A 15,241-nucleotide genomic window follows, 5' to 3' on the forward strand; every position below is an offset into this window, starting at 1 on the left:
CGTACTCATCGGCGAGATTGTAGAAAGTGGGTTCATTTCGGCCCTTCGCACGGTCTGCCAGGGGATCAGTTCCTCCTCGCACCTCCGATTTGATGCGCATTGCTTCTTCGCGAGCTTTAGTGGGAGTTATTTCGCCATAGCGACCGATTGTGTAACGTCGCTCGCGCCCCTTTACCCGATAGTTCAGGACGAATGAGATCATGCCGGAGGATGTTACCCGCACACCGAAGCCTGGCAACTTGGAGTCCCAATAGAGGGTGTACCCCTTCTCGGGAGGCTTAAGTGCATCGATGGTCCGCTTGGTGAGGTTCATCTGTGAGTAGGCCTCAAAATCCGTGTCAGCACTATGTCAGCACATGTCAGCAAGTGAGCGGAATCTACAGGAAGGAATATAGGGCGACAAATGCCTATTTGTCAAGGAATATAGGGTATAAGGAAAGGGAGGGAAAGTATAACCTACAGACTCGAAATCTGTTGTGCGGGCAACCGTACCGGGGGTTCGAATCCCTCCCTCTCCGCCAAACAGTCATCACGAACCTTCTCTTTGTTATTCTCTGTGCCCATTTCCCGCGACAAGCGGGGCCTTTCGGGCACTGTTCCGGTAATCTCCAAATTCTCTACGGCTGTGGAATGGGGGTAATTTGGCCCCAGAAGCCTGTGCATGGCGAATTCCTAATCAAGCGATGATCGGTGTCTGAAACAGACTCCGGCAATGTGACAGCCACGCAGAATTGCTCAATTCTGCCAGAGTAGGTGGTCCCTGCCCGGCGACTTCATCGGGTGTTTTCAGGTTCAGTGCCTGATGAACCCGGTGGCCGTTGTAGTAATCCTGAAACTCCCCCAGCTTCTCTTCCAGATCGCGCTCGTTCCAGAAAAGAGTCTGGTCCAGAAACTCCCTCCGTATGGTGCCAACGAGTCGTTCGGTAAAAGGATGGGAAATCGGTACATGGGGAACGGTTTTAATCCCATCAATTTTCCGAATCCGCAGATTGGCCCTCCACTGGTGGTAGCGGAACAAGGGATCGTGATCAGAGCTGAGATAGCGGGGCACGCCTTTACCGATCGTGGCCTGATTGAACATTTGGCATAGCGCGGGGCCATCGACATCGCCTTTGTGCACACCAAAGCCGATGATGTGCCGGGTGAACTGGTCCATGACAACCAGGACCCAGTGGGTTTTGAGGGAAATGGATTCGCACCGGAACAGGTCGACGCTCCAAAGACTATCCTTCAAGTGACCAATAAAGGTGAGCCATGAGGGCCCATCTCCTGGCTCTGGCCGATAATTCTTGGCAAGTACGCGCCTCACGACATCTTTATCGATGTCGATGCCAAAGGTTCTGGCGATTTCCTGCGCGATTCTGGTAGTGCCGAACCTGGAATTTCGGTGCTTCATCTCCAGGATAAGCTGGATGAGCTCTGATGACGGTCCCTTGGGCCCTGGTTTGCTTCTTCTTTTAGAGGAGTAGAGAAGGCGATATTTCCGTTTCTTTAGTACCTGGTGAAATCCCAGGATCGTCGACGGTCTGATGGTAATGGCCGACCGTGAGGTGCGCCGTGGACCAAGAAGAGTTGCCAGGAATCCCAAGAAGAGCCGGTCAAGAGGCGTGAGTTTGGGTGCCCGTAGCCGGGACCGGTTGATGACGAGAAGTTGCTGCTTCAGAAGGAGATTTTCGGAAACGAGCGCCTTCGCGCCGCCAGGACTGAGCAGTTTGGCAATCGTGGCCAGGATGTGGGCGAAAACAACGAATAAATTCTCCATGGCGGGGAAGGTTAGGAAGAATTGTCATTCGGCGCAAGCCGACGAAAACCCTGATTTTCAGCTGGAAATACTAATTCGCCATGCACACGTAAGGCGCGCGACCCTCCAATGCCATGGCGAATGTGGGGTCGATGATCTTTTCGAGATCGACATCGATGGGCTCGCCACGGGCTTCCGATAGGTTACGCAGGACAGTAGACGAGGCTGCCGGGTTGGGAACGTAGTTCTCCGCAGCGTGTGCGAATAATCGATGTGTTTCGCGCAAGACCGCGACATCATCGAGTTTGCTGCGAGCAATCAAATGCGGCAGAGCCGCCTCAAAATCTTTCTGGAACAACCGAACTGCACGAAGTTGGCCGGTGAGAAAGCGGCGCACGATGTCGGGCCTAGCGTCAATGTAGGCACGAGTTGTCGTTACGCAGCCCGCCTGAAGAGGCTCGTGCAATTGGGCAAAGTCCTTGAGCACCGGCAGGCCGATAGCTCGTGCAAGGATTGGCTGGGGAATGGTCGCACACATCGCCGCGGCCTCGCCTGAGACGATTGCCTGCCAGCATCCGCCCCGGCTGGCGTATTCCATGAAGGTCACACCCCTGTTCGGATCGATCCTCCATTCGGAAAGCGCGCGGCGGATCATGATGTCGTCCTGTTCCCCCCGGCCGCTGATGGCGATGGTCTTGTCCCTCAAGTCTTCAGAGGAGCCGATAGATCGTGCCCCTATGATACCGAACACGTTCTCGGCCTCGATACTCATGACAATGACCGGATGATGGCCCTCATATGCTGCACTTAAAATCGGCACCGCACCGACAACCACAAATTCCGTTGTGCCCGCCAAGAGCCTTTTCACCGCATCTCCCGTGCGGGGAACCTCTTCCATGATGACGTCGAGTCCTTCCTCGGCGAAGACCCCGGCTGCGACGCCGAGCGCCATGATTGCATTGGCCGCCCCCTGCGCCGAGTGACAAACGCCTATGGTTTCAACCATTCAAACATCTCCTTTGGACCCCACTCAACCGAATTGTACCGGAATTATGCGGCAACGCTCTCTGCTTAGCAAAATCCACCTCTTTATTCTTCCTCGGGGGCTGTGGGTGGCTTGATGGGGACGATCCGTTACCTAACCCACAATCGAATCATAAATTGTTGACTGAATGTGCGATTCATCAGACGCTAAAAGCCTTGAATTCGTGTGGGTTTAATTTTTTGCGGAGTACAGCTGGTGATGAGCGGGCTTCATCATGATTATCGGGTAGTTCTTCTTGCAGCCTGACTTGAGATAGAGTTTTGCGGAGCACAACTCTTTGTGGTTAGATTTAGATCTGATCTTAAAAGTATTGAATTTTCAGAGCTTTAATTATTGTGGAGCACACGGATTTATGAGCATTTTTCGTTGCCCCAAGAGGTTGTTCCTCTTTTCTGTTATTCCGCTTCTCCTCGCTTTTCTGTTTGATGTCCATCCCGCCTCGGCTGCTTGGGGAAGGAAGTCGAACATCTGCGGGAGTTGGAATAACTACTGCCGCGGTGCACCCCAGGGAGGCAGACGTACTTACATACCTCCACCTCCTCCCACACCGGCCCAACGAGCCCACCCGTATTTCCAAAAAGCCTGGAACGCCGCGAAGGCGGGCCGGCTGCGTGAGGCGGAGCAAGCCTATCTTCAGGTAATTCGAATAAATCCTAGCGATAGCATGGCCCACAACAACCTGGCCAATATCTATTGGAAATGGAAGAACTACAGCAAAGCTTTGGCCTACTACCGCAAAGCCTTGAAGCTCAATCCCAACAACAAACATGCCCGCAACAATCTGAAGAGTTCGCTAAAAAACCTCGCCTGGGGTCGCGCCTGGAATCTGAGGAAGCAAAAGAGAAATCATGAGGCTGAACGGGCCTACCGCGAGGTGCTCCGACTGAATCCTCGTAATGATGCCGCTTGGAATAATCTGGGAAATATTCTTTGGGATCTTGGCAAAGAGCGCGATGCTGAGCAGGCATATCTGAGAGCGCTCTCCATTGAACAGAATGCGAAGAGTGCAAGGAACAATCTGAAAAACTTACGAGATCAGGTGGAGCGCCGCCGCCTCCAGGCAAAACGTGATGCTGAGAGAAAGGCATATGAACGTGCTGGCTTAGCGTTTAAAAAGGGCGACTATTCCACCGCCATTCGTGATCTTCGTGCCTATCTTCGGAGCAATCCTCCAAAGAATCTGGCCCTCCGTGCCATGCGGCGAATCGCAGAGTCTTTGAAGAAGATGGGCCGAATTGAAGATGCTGAGCGCGCTTATCGCGACGCAATAGCTCGTTATCCTGGCGATCATTATATCCGTTCTGAATTCAGTCGATTTCAGAAATGGACATCGGATCGTGCGATCAGCGAAGCTGATGATCTTAATAAACGAGGCAAGCCAGGCGAGGCCATGAGAGCGTACCGAAAATTTCTCGAAAAACATCCGGGCAATTCTCGCGCCTGGAATAACCTAGGCAATGCCTTATGGAATATGGGACGGAAGAAAGAAGCCGAGGCGGCCTACCGAAAGGCCTTGGAGCATAATCAGAATTACAAGACCGCCCAGGGAAACATGGAGAGGCTTCAGCGATCCCGCGATTTCGATCGGGCATTTGCTCTCAGCGAAAAGGGCAGCGACAAGGACGCCGAGCAGGTTTATCTCAAGATTCTTCGCTCAGATCCGAAGAACAGCGCCGCCTGGAACAACCTGGGCAACATCTTATGGAGGAAAGGCAAGACAAAAGAAGCCGAGGAGGCTTATCGGAAATCCCTTGCCCTGAATCCGAAAGACAAAATCGCCCACCGTAATTTGCGCAAAACACGGTCCTACAACAGTAGCTATTTGCGGGTGCTCGATCCGGTCTTTATACCTGTAGCACGAATCGCCAATGCTGTTACCGACAACAAGGCAGTCCGATCGGCCGGTGAGGTTGCTGAGAATGCGGCTCGTTCCGCTTTCGATTATGGCAAGCATGTGACGGATTCGGTCATTAGTGGTTCTGCCTCTGCCTGGCGGTCGGTTCGGAATAGATTCGCCAGCGTGAAAGAAGGAACGGCGGATCCAGTCACACAGTTCGCCGCCCAGCCTCTTGTCGATTTTGCCCAAAAAATCTCCAGGTCGTTGCGGAACGCGAAGAAGAAAGAGAGTAAAGAGATCACTGACTGGATGAAGGAAAAATCCACCGATGAGATCGCGAAACGTATTCCCGGGGCGCGAGTCGTGAGATCAGTAGGCAAGAAGTATCAAGATATGAAGAAAGAATTCGATGCGGTGACGAAATGGGGTCTCATAGGGTTGTTCGACACTATTCGAGAAGGGAATGAGAGCGCCGTAAGTGACCGTCTGCACGACGATGTAGCCGATCGCCGTGGAGGTCTCTACAAAAAAATCGGGAACAAATGGCGCAATCTTGCCCTTAAGACCTCCAAAAACGAAGTTACTTCCCGGATCAAGGGGGGGGGGTCTTTTCGGAGGATCGAACGGCAACCGTAAAGAGAAAAGCCGCGTATTCGCTATTCTGAACTGGAAAGACGGCAAAAGTGTGGGGCCAGGTTACCCCAGCTGGTTCGATGGTGAAAAATGAAAGTTTTGATCAGCGTCGGTTTCCTCATTGCCGTTTTGTTCGGTGGGTATTACTACAGCGAATACGATAGGTTGCCATTTCTTCCCCGAGGGAAACCGCTTTCTTATGAAGCGATATTCCCAGCGGGGCTCAAAGTTTCTTTCCTTTTCCGTTTGGATGAGTTGCCTGGCGATATTCATAGCAAAAACATTCTTTTCGATGTTAACTGGCGCGGGGTCCCTTATTTGTTGTACCGCAACCGACTCATCTCATTCGATCCGGCCCGGCGTGGAAGAACCAAATTGCTCCTAATTCGGGAGGTGGATAAAGTCGACCGGTTTGCTTGGGTGGTGACGCTTTGCTGATGGTCTGGGGTAAGCGTCTCGGGGTATTCGCCGATAGCGGTTTTGAGACGTTGAGCCAACTCCCTGAAGCAGGGATGCAGGTTAAGACCGTGAATGGGAGGCAGGTTTATCTTTACGGCGGAGGAAGCGGGTCGCTCTACGTCTATGACATCAGCCGCGGGCTTGTGCATTTGATGCGTGCCCCGGAGCCCATCGGGGCGGTTTCAGGAAATGGTACGTTAACGTTCCTTGCGATGAAGGAGGAAGTTTATCTTTTCAGCCCGGGCAAGCCGTTGAGCTTGGTTTACCGAGCATCGGAAAAGATTACCTCTCTTGCTATGGTTCCCCCGTCGGGGCTTTTCTATTCCACCAAAAAGCGAGTCGGATACATATACGATAAGGCGAGAGGGTATTCGTTCCTGAAAGGAAAGGGAGCGGAACTACTCACGCGCAAGAGTGATCTGTATTTGTTTTTTCGAGACGAAGGGGTGATGAAGGTAGGCCCAGTGTCCGCTTTTGGGCTGTTCGCTAAAGAAGTAGAAACCGCGAATTCGAACTAAAGGACCTTCTTTATGTGTGGCGAAATCCCAGTTGGGTGAAGTTAAGAGGGATGACGTTCTAGCGCAGGGCGAGAAAATGCCTGATTTTTAGCTGGAGTTATCAATTCGCCGTACACAGGTTGCCCAAAGGCTCGATAGGGCAATTACTTTGTGCCAAATGATTCGCAAATTCCCGCCATGTATTTCGCTCCCATGATCAGGTGTTCGATTTTTACGTTTTCATTCGCACTGTGCGTCCGCGAGGTGATGCAACCCACCCCTGTGGACGACAGCGGCAAGTCCAGATGCTTGATGACGATCCACGTAGGTGTGCTGCCGTTCCCGAACGGGTTGATAATTGGCTCCTCCCCGTATAGCCGGCGGGAGGATTCGGCGCAGGCTTTGACGACGTCGCTTTCAGGGTCACTTTTTGCGGGAAGTGAGCTGAAGAGAAGTTCCGTTTCAATATCCTCAAAACCGTTTTTGTCGAGATGACGCCGAATACAATCGTGAATCTTTTCGGGGGTTTGACCCACAACGAGGCGGCAATCGATTTTGGCCCGGGCTCTCCCCGATACGATGGTCTTGACGCCCTCACCCGTGTAGCCAGCGTCGAATCCGGCGATATTGAAAGACGGATGGACCAGGTGGCGCCGGGCCAGTTCTTCATCGGGCATATCGAGGGCGAAGCGGCGAAGTTCGAAATTTTCTCTGCGGGTTTTACCGTCGTAAGGGGGAATTTTGTTCACCAACTCTTCTTCTTTTTCGGTGAGCGGCTCGATGCCATCGTAAAAACCTTCGACGAGTACGTTTTCGTCTTGGTCCTTCATTGAAGCAAGCGCCCAGGCGATGCGCCATGCGGCGTTTTCATACATTTGCGCGTTGCTTGAATGAAAATCGACGTTTGCCGTCCGGCAGCGAAGTTCCAGGTAGCAGAGCCCCTTGTTTCCGAGTGCCAGTACGGGTATGTGCTCTCTTACAGTGTTGTCCTCCCATATGCACCCGTCCGCTTCGAGCATTTCCCTGTTGTTGATGATGAAATTCTCAAGGGAAGGGCTACCGATTTCCTCTTCGCCCTCGATGAGATACTTGATCGAACAGGGCAGCTTTCCCCGTACCGCCAGAAACGCCTCGAACGCCGCAAGGCGGCTGATGATGTTGCCTTTGTTGTCGGTCGCCCCGCGGGCGATGACATGGCCATCCACCACCCGTGCCTCGAATGGTGGGCTTGTCCATTCCTCCAGGGGCTCGGCGGGCTGGACGTCGTAATGGTTGTAGAAAAGAAGTGTTTTGAGGGATGCGCCCTCAAGTTTTCCGGTCACAATTGGGTGTCCGTCCGTTTCGTGAAAAGCGGCATTCAGCCCCGCACGCTCAAGGCGGCTATGAACCAGGCCAGCCATCTCCTCGATGCCGGTGTGCGTGGTGGAAATGCTCGGCTGGCGGCAGAGTTCCTGGAGGTCGGATACAATTTCTTCCGTGTGATTGTCGATATACTGAAAAATTGAGTCCAGTTCTGCATTTTCGCTCATTATCGGATTATCCTCTCATTGACAAATTTCCATTCCCGCATCGAGTGAGATGAAGATTCGTTCGCTGGATGGGTATGCCGGATGGCAACCTTGGCGGGTGTTTCTGAATTTTTCAAATATCTTGCTTTACGCAAAGTGTACATCTTATTTGAGTTTTTCCTGTAGCCAATCTTGGATGCAGGTGGTCCCCAGGGTCATGTTGTCGATCTGGCAGTGTTGCGCTCCGCCCTCGCGTGCTGAAAAAACGCGGAACGTCTTGTCCTTGGAGCCAACCGCTCTGAAATGAGCGCGGGCTTCCCGCATGGGCACCATTTGATCGTCCGCGCCGTGCGTGAGGAGAAATGGACACCGCATTTTTCCGGCCACCCCTTTGAGGGAGAATTTATCGAACTCCACTTGCATTTCTTCTTGCGAGTGGGCGTTCATGATTTCCATGTAGGAATGAGCAGGGATGCCGCGGACTTTCCAGGTTTTCTGATATTCCCAATTCGCGCCCCAGGCGACGCAGGCCTTGTAGCGCGGCTCCAAGCTGGCCGCCCGGGTGGCATAGTAGCCCCCCAGGCTGATTCCCAGTACACCCGTCTTTTTGGCATTCACGTCCTTGCGTGTCTCCAGATAATCGAGCGCGGCCGATCCAGCCACTTCGTAATCGTGGCGCAGGTAGATATCGCGGAAGCGAACGGATTCGCCCGTGCCCGGCCCGTCCACGATAAGGCAACTCATGCCCCGCCGGACGAGATCCTGCACGCCGCAGATGTACTGAATCTCCTTGGTGACGTCACGGCCGTCAAAAAAGACGACAACGGGCGGTTTTGTCTTTTTGGTATTTTCGGCATGTACAAGATATGCGGGCAGCTTCTTTCCCTTCCCGTAGGGAATTTCCACGGGCTGAATGCGGGGCCGGTCGGTCAACCGGGCATACCGGCGGAAACAATCAATCGATTTTCGATAGATGTTGAGGGCTTTCTTGTTTTTCGGAGAGATCAAGCGCTCACCCATCTGAAAGTAGTAGCAGGCCCTTAGGTAATGCGCGGCGGCGGTCAGGTTGTGGCCTTGGTTTTGTTCCTTCTCGGCTAGCGCAAATACCCTGTTGCCCATCGCGGACCATTCGCGGAGCCAATGTGCGTCGTCCCCCAGTTTTTTGCCCAGGCGCCGACCCACCTGATCGATTTCTCCAATTTCGGAGGCTCCCCACCGGGCGCAGGAGATCATCCAGCATATGGACAGCGACCAGCGGAGGTTATCCGGAAAATAGGTGAACCACTTGGCGTCCGCATGTGTCCTGCTCATTGCATGCTCCTCTATTTTTCGTTGTTTGATGAAAGTCGTAATTTATCACAGATCGAAATAATTCGGGTTCGCTCGAACTTGAATTGTACGCTCGCCAAACCACGATCATTTGATGGTAATATTAGGTTGTTGAACAATCTCATGAGTCATTTTGACTGGTGATTCGGGTTTTTCTTGCGTTGTTTTGATGAAGGCCCGATTCGAAATCAGGAGAGGAGTGAAACTGATGGTCGTTAAAGCGATTCGGAATAAATCGTGGTTTGCCTACTTCCCCGAGGATTACAGGTGGTCTTTTAATGTTGTCGCCGCCATGGCCGGTGCGTCGGCAGGGGCATCGGATATTGGCGAGATTGATCAGATATGCCGCCGACTCATGCGGAACGTGGGAAATGACGGCCTATGGTTCCGCGAATGGATCCGGATGGCGGACAGATTGCGAAAGAGCGCATTATCCGAGGAGCGAAGGGGCAATGCGCTCTCGGCAGCCTCCTTTCACAAGCGTGCCTCCAACTACTATCAAATGGGCGATCGCTTTCGGTTTCCGAAAGATAAAAAGGCGCTTGATGCCTATCGCTTGTCCATAGATTCCTTCAAGCGTTATGCCCGTCTGACCGACCGGCCGCGGATCGAAGTGCTGGACATTCCATTCGAAGGGAAAAAGAAACTCGCGGCCTATTTCGTCCCGGCGGAAAACACGCGAAAGGCGAAGCCGCCCGTTGTCGTGCTCTATAACGGATTCGACGGCACGAAAGAGATGAGCCTCAACTGGGCGGCTGACGCGTTTACCCGGCGCGGTATGAGTTGTCTTATCGTAGATAGCCCAGGTGTAGGGGAGTCCATTCGTTTCCGGAAGATTCACCTTCGCCACGATTACGAGGTGGCTGGTGCAGCCGCCCTCGATTACCTTGAAAAGCGAAAGGATGTGAATGCGAAAAAAGCGGCCATTGTGGCACCGAGCCTGGGGGGGTATTATGCGCCCCGAACCGCCAGTATGGAGCCCCGCTTCAAGGCCTGCGTCGCGTGGGGTGCGATATGGGATTATCACGCCACCTGGAGCCGACGGATTAAGGCGGCTTTTCACTCCCAGCTTCCCGTTCCGGGCCACCACCTGACGTGGAGCTTCGATGTAAAGACGATGGATGAGGCGCTGAATAAACTCGAGGGCTTTCGGCTCGATGGTGTGGTCCAGAAAATGAAGTGCCCGTTTCTGCTAGTTCACGGAGTAGACGATCAACAGATACCGATGAAGGACGCAAGGGCGCTTTTTAGGGCAGTCGGCTCCAAGGACAAAACCATGAGGGTTTACAAGGGTCTCGATGGCGGCGCCCAGCACTGCCACATCGATTACATTTCGCCTGTCGTTCACTACATGGGAGACTGGCTAAAAGAAAAGCTCAGGGCTTGATTTGCCTCTCCCGGACTGAAGAGGGTTGAGGATATCGCGGTGTAATGGTGAATTTAATCTGGTGGGGCATGGCTATCCATTTTCAGCCCCTCCGACGTTCAGAACCTCGATTTTCTCAAAATTGAGGTTCTCACTGTCGAGCCGGACCACTGTGTTGAACAATTCGTCCTCCACCTCTTCGGGAAAATCCGAGCGATAGTGGGCCCCGCGGCTTTCCTCTCGTAAAAGGGCGGCGCCGGCGGCCATTCGCGCAATGAGGAGGAGCGAGCGCACCTCGAGAGCGGCGATAATTTCTCTCGGTGTGGATGTAGGGAGGCGGGGTAATCCATCACGCTCCAGTGCATCGAAAGATTCAAGGGCGCTACGGAGCCTATCACCCTCCCGTATGATCCCCACATTTTCCCATACTTCACCACGCACCCCGTCGAGCATGTCTTCCGCGCTTTCCCCGCCCGTTTCGGAAAATGTCTCCCGCCACCGATCCACCGTATCGGAAATAACACTTTCGGAAGGGGATGTGCCTCCGCCCGTTTTTTCCGAGAGGCGGGAGGCGGTTTGCCCGGCCCGGGTGCCGAAGATGAGGGCCTCGGGAATGGCGTTGCCGCCGATTCGGTTCGCGCCGTGGGTGCCGCCGGTGGTCTCTCCCGCCGCGAACAGACCCTCGACACCGGTTCTTCCCCAGTCGTCAATCACTATGCCGCCCATTGTGTAGTGGGAGACCGGTATGATCCGGAGTGGTTCTTCGTCGCAATTGAAGCGGCGGCGGAAATAAGGTCGCTTTTCTTGGACCCCGGGAGAGGAGGCCCAGTCTTCCTCGGTCATTTCGCGCAGGTCGAGAAGAAGTGCGCCACCCACCCCTGCTCCTCGGTCAATTTCGCTGTACAAGGCGCGGGAGGTGATGTCACGTGCGAGGGAGGCGGCGGGCCATGCGGTAATACCGTACTTTTGGTAGATGTCCTCGCCGCCCGCATTGCGGATGACCCCGAGGTTGCCGAGAACAGGGGGGAAGAGGAGCGCGGTCCGCTCGGGTTGATAGGCTCCGAGGGGGTAAAACTGAACGAACTCCATGCCGGTGAGCCTTGCACCAGCGGCAAGGCCGAGATAATAGCCGTCTCCGGTGGCGTGGGGCGGGTTATCGCAGAAGCTGTAGAGTGCGCCCGCGCCGCCCGTGGCGAGGATGGTGGCGGGGGCAAGCAAGGTCTTGAAGGCACCCACACCGGTGTCGTATGCGATGGCGCCGCACACCCGATCTCCTTCCCGGAGCAGTTCGACGATGGCGGTGGATTTGAGGGTTTTTACTCCGAGGCGCGCGGCCTCTTTCTCAAGGGCTTGGATGATGGCTTTTCCGCCCGGGAAGGAGGGCATGGCGCCCTCGCGGCGAAAGGTGACGCCGAGGCGCTCCATCTCCTCGTAGGCGGCGGGAGCTTCCTCGGCGAGAATTCGGACCTTTCGGCGGTCGTTGATGAAGCGGCCGCCTTTCATGACCAGCTCAAAGTGCTCCTCGCGGGAGAAGTCTTCATGCGCGACACGGAAGCCGCCATTTGCAATGTGGGTGGAGGTGCCGCGCCCGCCATTGGACTTGCAGGCGATGAGAACATTCTGGCCTTGGCGGGCAGCTTCGATGGCTGCCCGCAGTCCGGCCGCGCCGCTGCCGATGACGAGAACGTCACAGTGAATTCTTTCGCTAATAGCCCAGCTCTGCATCGACGTACCCTCCGTGTCAGTATTGGCTGGATTATATGGGGTGTGTATGGCGAATTACTAATCCTGACAGTAAGGGCCGGTCATAACCGAATTCCCTGATAGTTCAAAATATTTCCCTGTTCCTATTTCTGGTCGAAATTCTAAAACTCTTTAATTCATAGGCATATACAGGGGATTTTCCGGTAGAAATGGCTAAAAACGTAAAATTTCCCTGTATTTTCCCTGTTAAACAGGAAAATTGGTGGAGAAGGTTTCGCAGGAGACTCCCTCCACCGCCACTTTTAAATCATCAATTTTTCTCTCTGCTATGTCTTGTTCCAATTTCTTGCGGTAAGTGGGGTTTTTTGGGCGCTGCTCCTGAAATACCCGATTCTCTGCACCATGGGCCGTGCGTAATTTATCCTGATTAACCCCAAATTCACAGTGTGAAAAATCCGGTCCGGTTGGGGGAGGAAACATGTCGATTGTTTTTCGTATGTGCTCAGCTTCCGCTGCGATGGCCAGCCAATTCCTTAGTTTTATTTGGACTTAAATTTTTGATGGGATTGTAGAGAGGTGATTATTCGTCCAGTCGGTGTTTTTGTGAACGAGGCACAGTATATTCGTTAGCAAATCTTTTTATTTTTTCATCGTCCATCGTCGAGCCGGTAGTATGCACATCGATAAACAATTTTCCTGCGACCGTTTCCTCCCAAAACCAGTTATTGAGATCCTGGCTGGTTGATTTGCCGGGCTGAGCGGTAGCGGCCTCCATGTACCATGCTTTGATGTCTTCTGAAGCAAATTTCAATGTTTCACCAAAGCTCCGTTCGGGACAGGGATTTTTCGCCGACCCTTCAATAAAATCGATCAACAATTTGGTGGCTGATTCGATGTCCAGGCCGCTCGCCCCGACTGTCGAGCGCCCCCGGGTGCTCAAGGCGAGGTCATACCACGGCGCAAGGCGGCCCATTTCCTCGGTAATGGCCGCCTCAAGCTCTCCTCGCTCCTCAGGCGGGGGTGAGAGATTCACGGGGCAGACCCAGCCTCCTGCCTCCTCTTCGTGTCCATTGCCGGGGGAAGGGGCGTCTTCGGGAAAGTCCTCAAGCAAAACGGGCCCTTCGTTCGACTCGAGCAAACCCAGCGCCGATCGAATTACTTTTGTCTGAAATTCAGGGGCATTGGGCGCGCCGAACGGGCGGCCCAATTCAAAGGGAACCCAAAGAAAGCGTGGAGGCCGGTAGCCCACTGTATGTTCGCGTACAAGGCTGATGCCCGTTGTCGGGACGCCTTCTTTTTCGATGAAATGGCTCAGGCCGCTCACGACGACCGTACAGTTCGGTCAGACCGGCGAGAAAAGAACCGCATTAACCTGATCGTCCTTCAGCAAACCCGCAACTTCTTTGGCTGATTTCTCATATGCCTCTGGCCCCCCGGCGGCGCCCATAAAAGAATAATGAAAGTCGGCCAAGGATCCAATTTCTCCGGCCTCTTCCATCTCTCGCAACCGGTCGATAGGAAATACAACATTAACGTCCTGCTGGAATCCGGTGCGGTCATAATTGACTGACATGTGGGACATCACCAAGTCTTTACCCGTGGTGTCTCCGGGAATTACGCGATAGGAAGATTCGCGAAATTTAAAAGTAGGCTGTCCGGGAGGATGAATACCTGACGTGGTAATCACAGCAACTCGGCGTTCACGGAGAGGCGGACCTTTGACCCACGGCGTGCTATCGAAAGGTGGGCAGACCTTTGACGCTAAATGGTCACGATCAATTTTTGGAAGGTCGGCCAAGCGTACCATTTTCGCTCCTTGTTAGCATGAAGATGTCAATAATCGCCGGATAAGCTACAAATTCCTTGGCAACTCTCATGTATTTTATCAGTTCTACAAGAAATTTGGCAGAGAACCGTTTGCAGCCGACTCCGTCAATCGCCAACTAGTCATCACGAACCTTCTCTTTGCTATCCCCTGTGCCCATTTCCCCCGGCCTGCGGGGCCTTCCGCACACCGCTCCTGAAAAATCCCTATTCTCTGCGGACATGGAATGGGTGTAATTTGGCCCTGGATGCCTATGTCTGGCGGGCTTCATCACTAATGCCGGCTTATCCCCGTCGCAGCTTGAACGGGGAAGGCGCTTTTGCGGAGCGCAGTTTAATTTTCCTGGCCTTATGGTCGAACTTTATCCAGGAGCACTTCAAAGTTCGAGGGGTCCATCTCGAGCTGCCCTTGGTTAATCTGCCGGGCTATCTCGGCCACGGCATCGTTGCAAGGTGTCGGCACCCCGGCCTCTTTGCCCCTGCGCGCCACCAAACCGTTGATGAATTCTATTTCGTTCTTGCGGCCTTTCAAGTGATCCTGAATGGGGGCGGTGCGTGACTTGCTGCCCGTGTGGTGAAAAAGCGTCTGGCTCAACGTATTGAGAACCTGCTCATCAGGTCCGGCGATTTCGTCTGAGTCCAACCCGAAGACAGGCTCAACTCCGTAGCCGATAGCTGTACCCACTTCAATCGCTTCCTTTCCAAGTCTCATTGCGAGTTCTTGCATTTCAGGCAAATAAGATGCCTCCATTTTTTTGAGGCCGGTTACGCCGAACGGTCCCATGGACATCGAGTTGACGATGAGCTTGGTCCATTTTGCACTGTAAATATTGGGGTGAATATCTACTTCTGCCACGTTGCTCAGAATTGATTGGATCTCCTGCACGCGGGGCGTGATAGTTCCATCGATTTCGCCGACACCGAACCAGGTACCCGTCCGGCTTGTATTGCGCTGGACCTTGCCAGGCGTAAAGATCTCCCCTGAGAGTTCGATCACGGCGCCCACGACACGCTCAGGGCCCAAAACACTAATGCTCAGTTCTTCGTTCATGCTGTTTTGAAGGCCGACCAATACCCCGTCGCTCTTGAGGTAGGGCTTTATGAGTTGGAGCATCCAAGGATTATCGTAGGACTTGACGGCGAGGAATACGATATCAAACTCGAGCTTCAGAGAAGCCAATTCGCACAGGTGGTATGCTCGAACCGGAATCTTCAGGTCCAAGTCCGGCATCTCAATATGCAGCCCATTCGCCTTCATCACCTCGACGTGCGCTGGCCATTGATCGATGATGGTGACA

Annotated in this window: 14 protein-coding genes and 1 tRNA gene; 5 read left to right on the top strand and 10 right to left on the bottom strand. The window is 53.6% G+C overall.

What is annotated here, in order from left to right:
• The coding region (locus HOJ95_17490) for a DUF4102 domain-containing protein (protein MBT6396489.1) at positions 1-313 on the bottom strand (313 nt) is incomplete at its 3' end.
• A gap of 121 nt (positions 314-434) precedes the next feature.
• Here HOJ95_17490 and HOJ95_17495 point away from each other — a divergent pair.
• Positions 435-521 (top strand) — tRNA-Ser (locus tag HOJ95_17495).
• 155 nt (positions 522-676) lie between these two features.
• Here the strand turns inward: HOJ95_17495 and HOJ95_17500 are convergent.
• Positions 677-1,762: a transposase gene (locus HOJ95_17500; protein ID MBT6396490.1), complete on the bottom strand. Its 1,086-nt coding sequence runs from the start codon at positions 1,760-1,762 to the stop codon at positions 677-679.
• A 70-nt stretch (positions 1,763-1,832) separates the two neighbouring features.
• The gene (locus HOJ95_17505) at positions 1,833-2,747 is read right to left on the bottom strand and encodes an ABC transporter substrate-binding protein (protein ID MBT6396491.1); all 915 of its coding nucleotides are present in this window, start codon (positions 2,745-2,747) and stop codon (positions 1,833-1,835) included.
• Between the two features lie 391 nt (positions 2,748-3,138).
• Between HOJ95_17505 and HOJ95_17510 the strand changes: the two genes are divergently transcribed.
• The 3 genes from HOJ95_17510 (at position 3,139) to HOJ95_17520 (ending at position 6,233) form a co-directional block, all read left to right on the top strand.
• A complete protein-coding gene (locus HOJ95_17510) occupies positions 3,139-5,259 on the top strand; it encodes a tetratricopeptide repeat protein (protein ID MBT6396492.1) in 2,121 nt (706 codons plus the stop codon).
• A gap of 87 nt (positions 5,260-5,346) precedes the next feature.
• Positions 5,347-5,694, top strand: a complete 348-nt coding sequence (locus HOJ95_17515) for a hypothetical protein (GenBank protein MBT6396493.1) — start codon at positions 5,347-5,349, stop codon at positions 5,692-5,694.
• A complete protein-coding gene (locus tag HOJ95_17520) occupies positions 5,694-6,233 on the top strand; it encodes a hypothetical protein (GenBank protein ID MBT6396494.1) in 540 nt (179 codons plus the stop codon). The genes HOJ95_17515 and HOJ95_17520 overlap by 1 nt, the downstream gene beginning before the upstream one ends.
• Positions 6,234-6,376: 143 nt before the next feature.
• Here HOJ95_17520 and HOJ95_17525 read toward each other — a convergent pair whose 3' ends face one another.
• Together HOJ95_17525 and HOJ95_17530 are read right to left on the bottom strand one after the other, a co-directional pair.
• Positions 6,377-7,741 carry a M20/M25/M40 family metallo-hydrolase gene (locus HOJ95_17525; GenBank protein MBT6396495.1) on the bottom strand — a complete coding sequence of 455 codons (1,365 nt, stop codon included), beginning with the start codon at positions 7,739-7,741 and terminating at the stop codon, positions 6,377-6,379.
• Between the two features lie 144 nt (positions 7,742-7,885).
• The gene (locus tag HOJ95_17530) at positions 7,886-9,031 is read right to left on the bottom strand and encodes an alpha/beta hydrolase (protein MBT6396496.1); all 1,146 of its coding nucleotides are present in this window, start codon (positions 9,029-9,031) and stop codon (positions 7,886-7,888) included.
• 226 nt (positions 9,032-9,257) lie between these two features.
• Between HOJ95_17530 and HOJ95_17535 the strand changes: the two genes are divergently transcribed.
• Positions 9,258-10,436: an alpha/beta hydrolase gene (locus HOJ95_17535; protein MBT6396497.1), complete on the top strand. Its 1,179-nt coding sequence runs from the start codon at positions 9,258-9,260 to the stop codon at positions 10,434-10,436.
• Between the two features lie 72 nt (positions 10,437-10,508).
• Here the strand turns inward: HOJ95_17535 and HOJ95_17540 are convergent, their stop codons facing one another.
• The 5 genes from HOJ95_17540 to HOJ95_17560 all read right to left on the bottom strand — a co-directional run.
• Positions 10,509-12,140 carry an FAD-dependent oxidoreductase gene (locus HOJ95_17540; GenBank protein MBT6396498.1) on the bottom strand — a complete coding sequence of 544 codons (1,632 nt, stop codon included), beginning with the start codon at positions 12,138-12,140 and terminating at the stop codon, positions 10,509-10,511.
• Positions 12,141-12,365: 225 nt separating this feature from the next.
• Positions 12,366-12,599 (bottom strand): hypothetical protein, encoded by a 234-nt coding sequence (locus HOJ95_17545; GenBank protein ID MBT6396499.1) that lies wholly within the window; start codon positions 12,597-12,599, stop codon positions 12,366-12,368.
• Between the two features lie 100 nt (positions 12,600-12,699).
• Complete coding sequence (locus tag HOJ95_17550; GenBank protein MBT6396500.1) at positions 12,700-13,443, bottom strand: hypothetical protein; 744 nt, start codon at positions 13,441-13,443, stop codon at positions 12,700-12,702.
• A gap of 18 nt (positions 13,444-13,461) precedes the next feature.
• Complete coding sequence (locus tag HOJ95_17555; GenBank protein ID MBT6396501.1) at positions 13,462-13,926, bottom strand: selenoprotein B glycine/betaine/sarcosine/D-proline reductase; 465 nt, start codon at positions 13,924-13,926, stop codon at positions 13,462-13,464.
• Between the two features lie 366 nt (positions 13,927-14,292).
• The coding region (locus HOJ95_17560) for a hypothetical protein (protein MBT6396502.1) at positions 14,293-15,241 on the bottom strand (949 nt) is incomplete at its 5' end.

This window comes from Nitrospinaceae bacterium (assembly GCA_018669005.1).
Lineage (GTDB): Bacteria > UBA8248 > UBA8248 > UBA8248 > UBA8248 > UBA8248.

Excerpts from the sequence above, each read along its gene's own strand:
- HOJ95_17535 (MBT6396497.1), top strand. The coding sequence starts at position 9,258 with ATGGTCGTTAAAGCGATTCGGAATAAATCGTGGTTTGCCTACTTCCCC.
- HOJ95_17510 (MBT6396492.1), top strand. The coding sequence starts at position 3,139 with ATGAGCATTTTTCGTTGCCCCAAGAGGTTGTTCCTCTTTTCTGTTATT.
- HOJ95_17505 (MBT6396491.1), bottom strand. The coding sequence starts at position 2,747 with ATGGTTGAAACCATAGGCGTTTGTCACTCGGCGCAGGGGGCGGCCAAT.
- HOJ95_17500 (MBT6396490.1), bottom strand. The coding sequence starts at position 1,762 with ATGGAGAATTTATTCGTTGTTTTCGCCCACATCCTGGCCACGATTGCC.
- HOJ95_17515 (MBT6396493.1), top strand. The coding sequence starts at position 5,347 with ATGAAAGTTTTGATCAGCGTCGGTTTCCTCATTGCCGTTTTGTTCGGT.
- HOJ95_17555 (MBT6396501.1), bottom strand. The coding sequence starts at position 13,926 with ATGGTACGCTTGGCCGACCTTCCAAAAATTGATCGTGACCATTTAGCG.
- HOJ95_17540 (MBT6396498.1), bottom strand. The coding sequence starts at position 12,140 with ATGCAGAGCTGGGCTATTAGCGAAAGAATTCACTGTGACGTTCTCGTC.
- HOJ95_17530 (MBT6396496.1), bottom strand. The coding sequence starts at position 9,031 with ATGAGCAGGACACATGCGGACGCCAAGTGGTTCACCTATTTTCCGGAT.
- HOJ95_17525 (MBT6396495.1), bottom strand. The coding sequence starts at position 7,741 with ATGAGCGAAAATGCAGAACTGGACTCAATTTTTCAGTATATCGACAAT.
- HOJ95_17520 (MBT6396494.1), top strand. The coding sequence starts at position 5,694 with ATGGTCTGGGGTAAGCGTCTCGGGGTATTCGCCGATAGCGGTTTTGAG.
- HOJ95_17545 (MBT6396499.1), bottom strand. The coding sequence starts at position 12,599 with ATGTTTCCTCCCCCAACCGGACCGGATTTTTCACACTGTGAATTTGGG.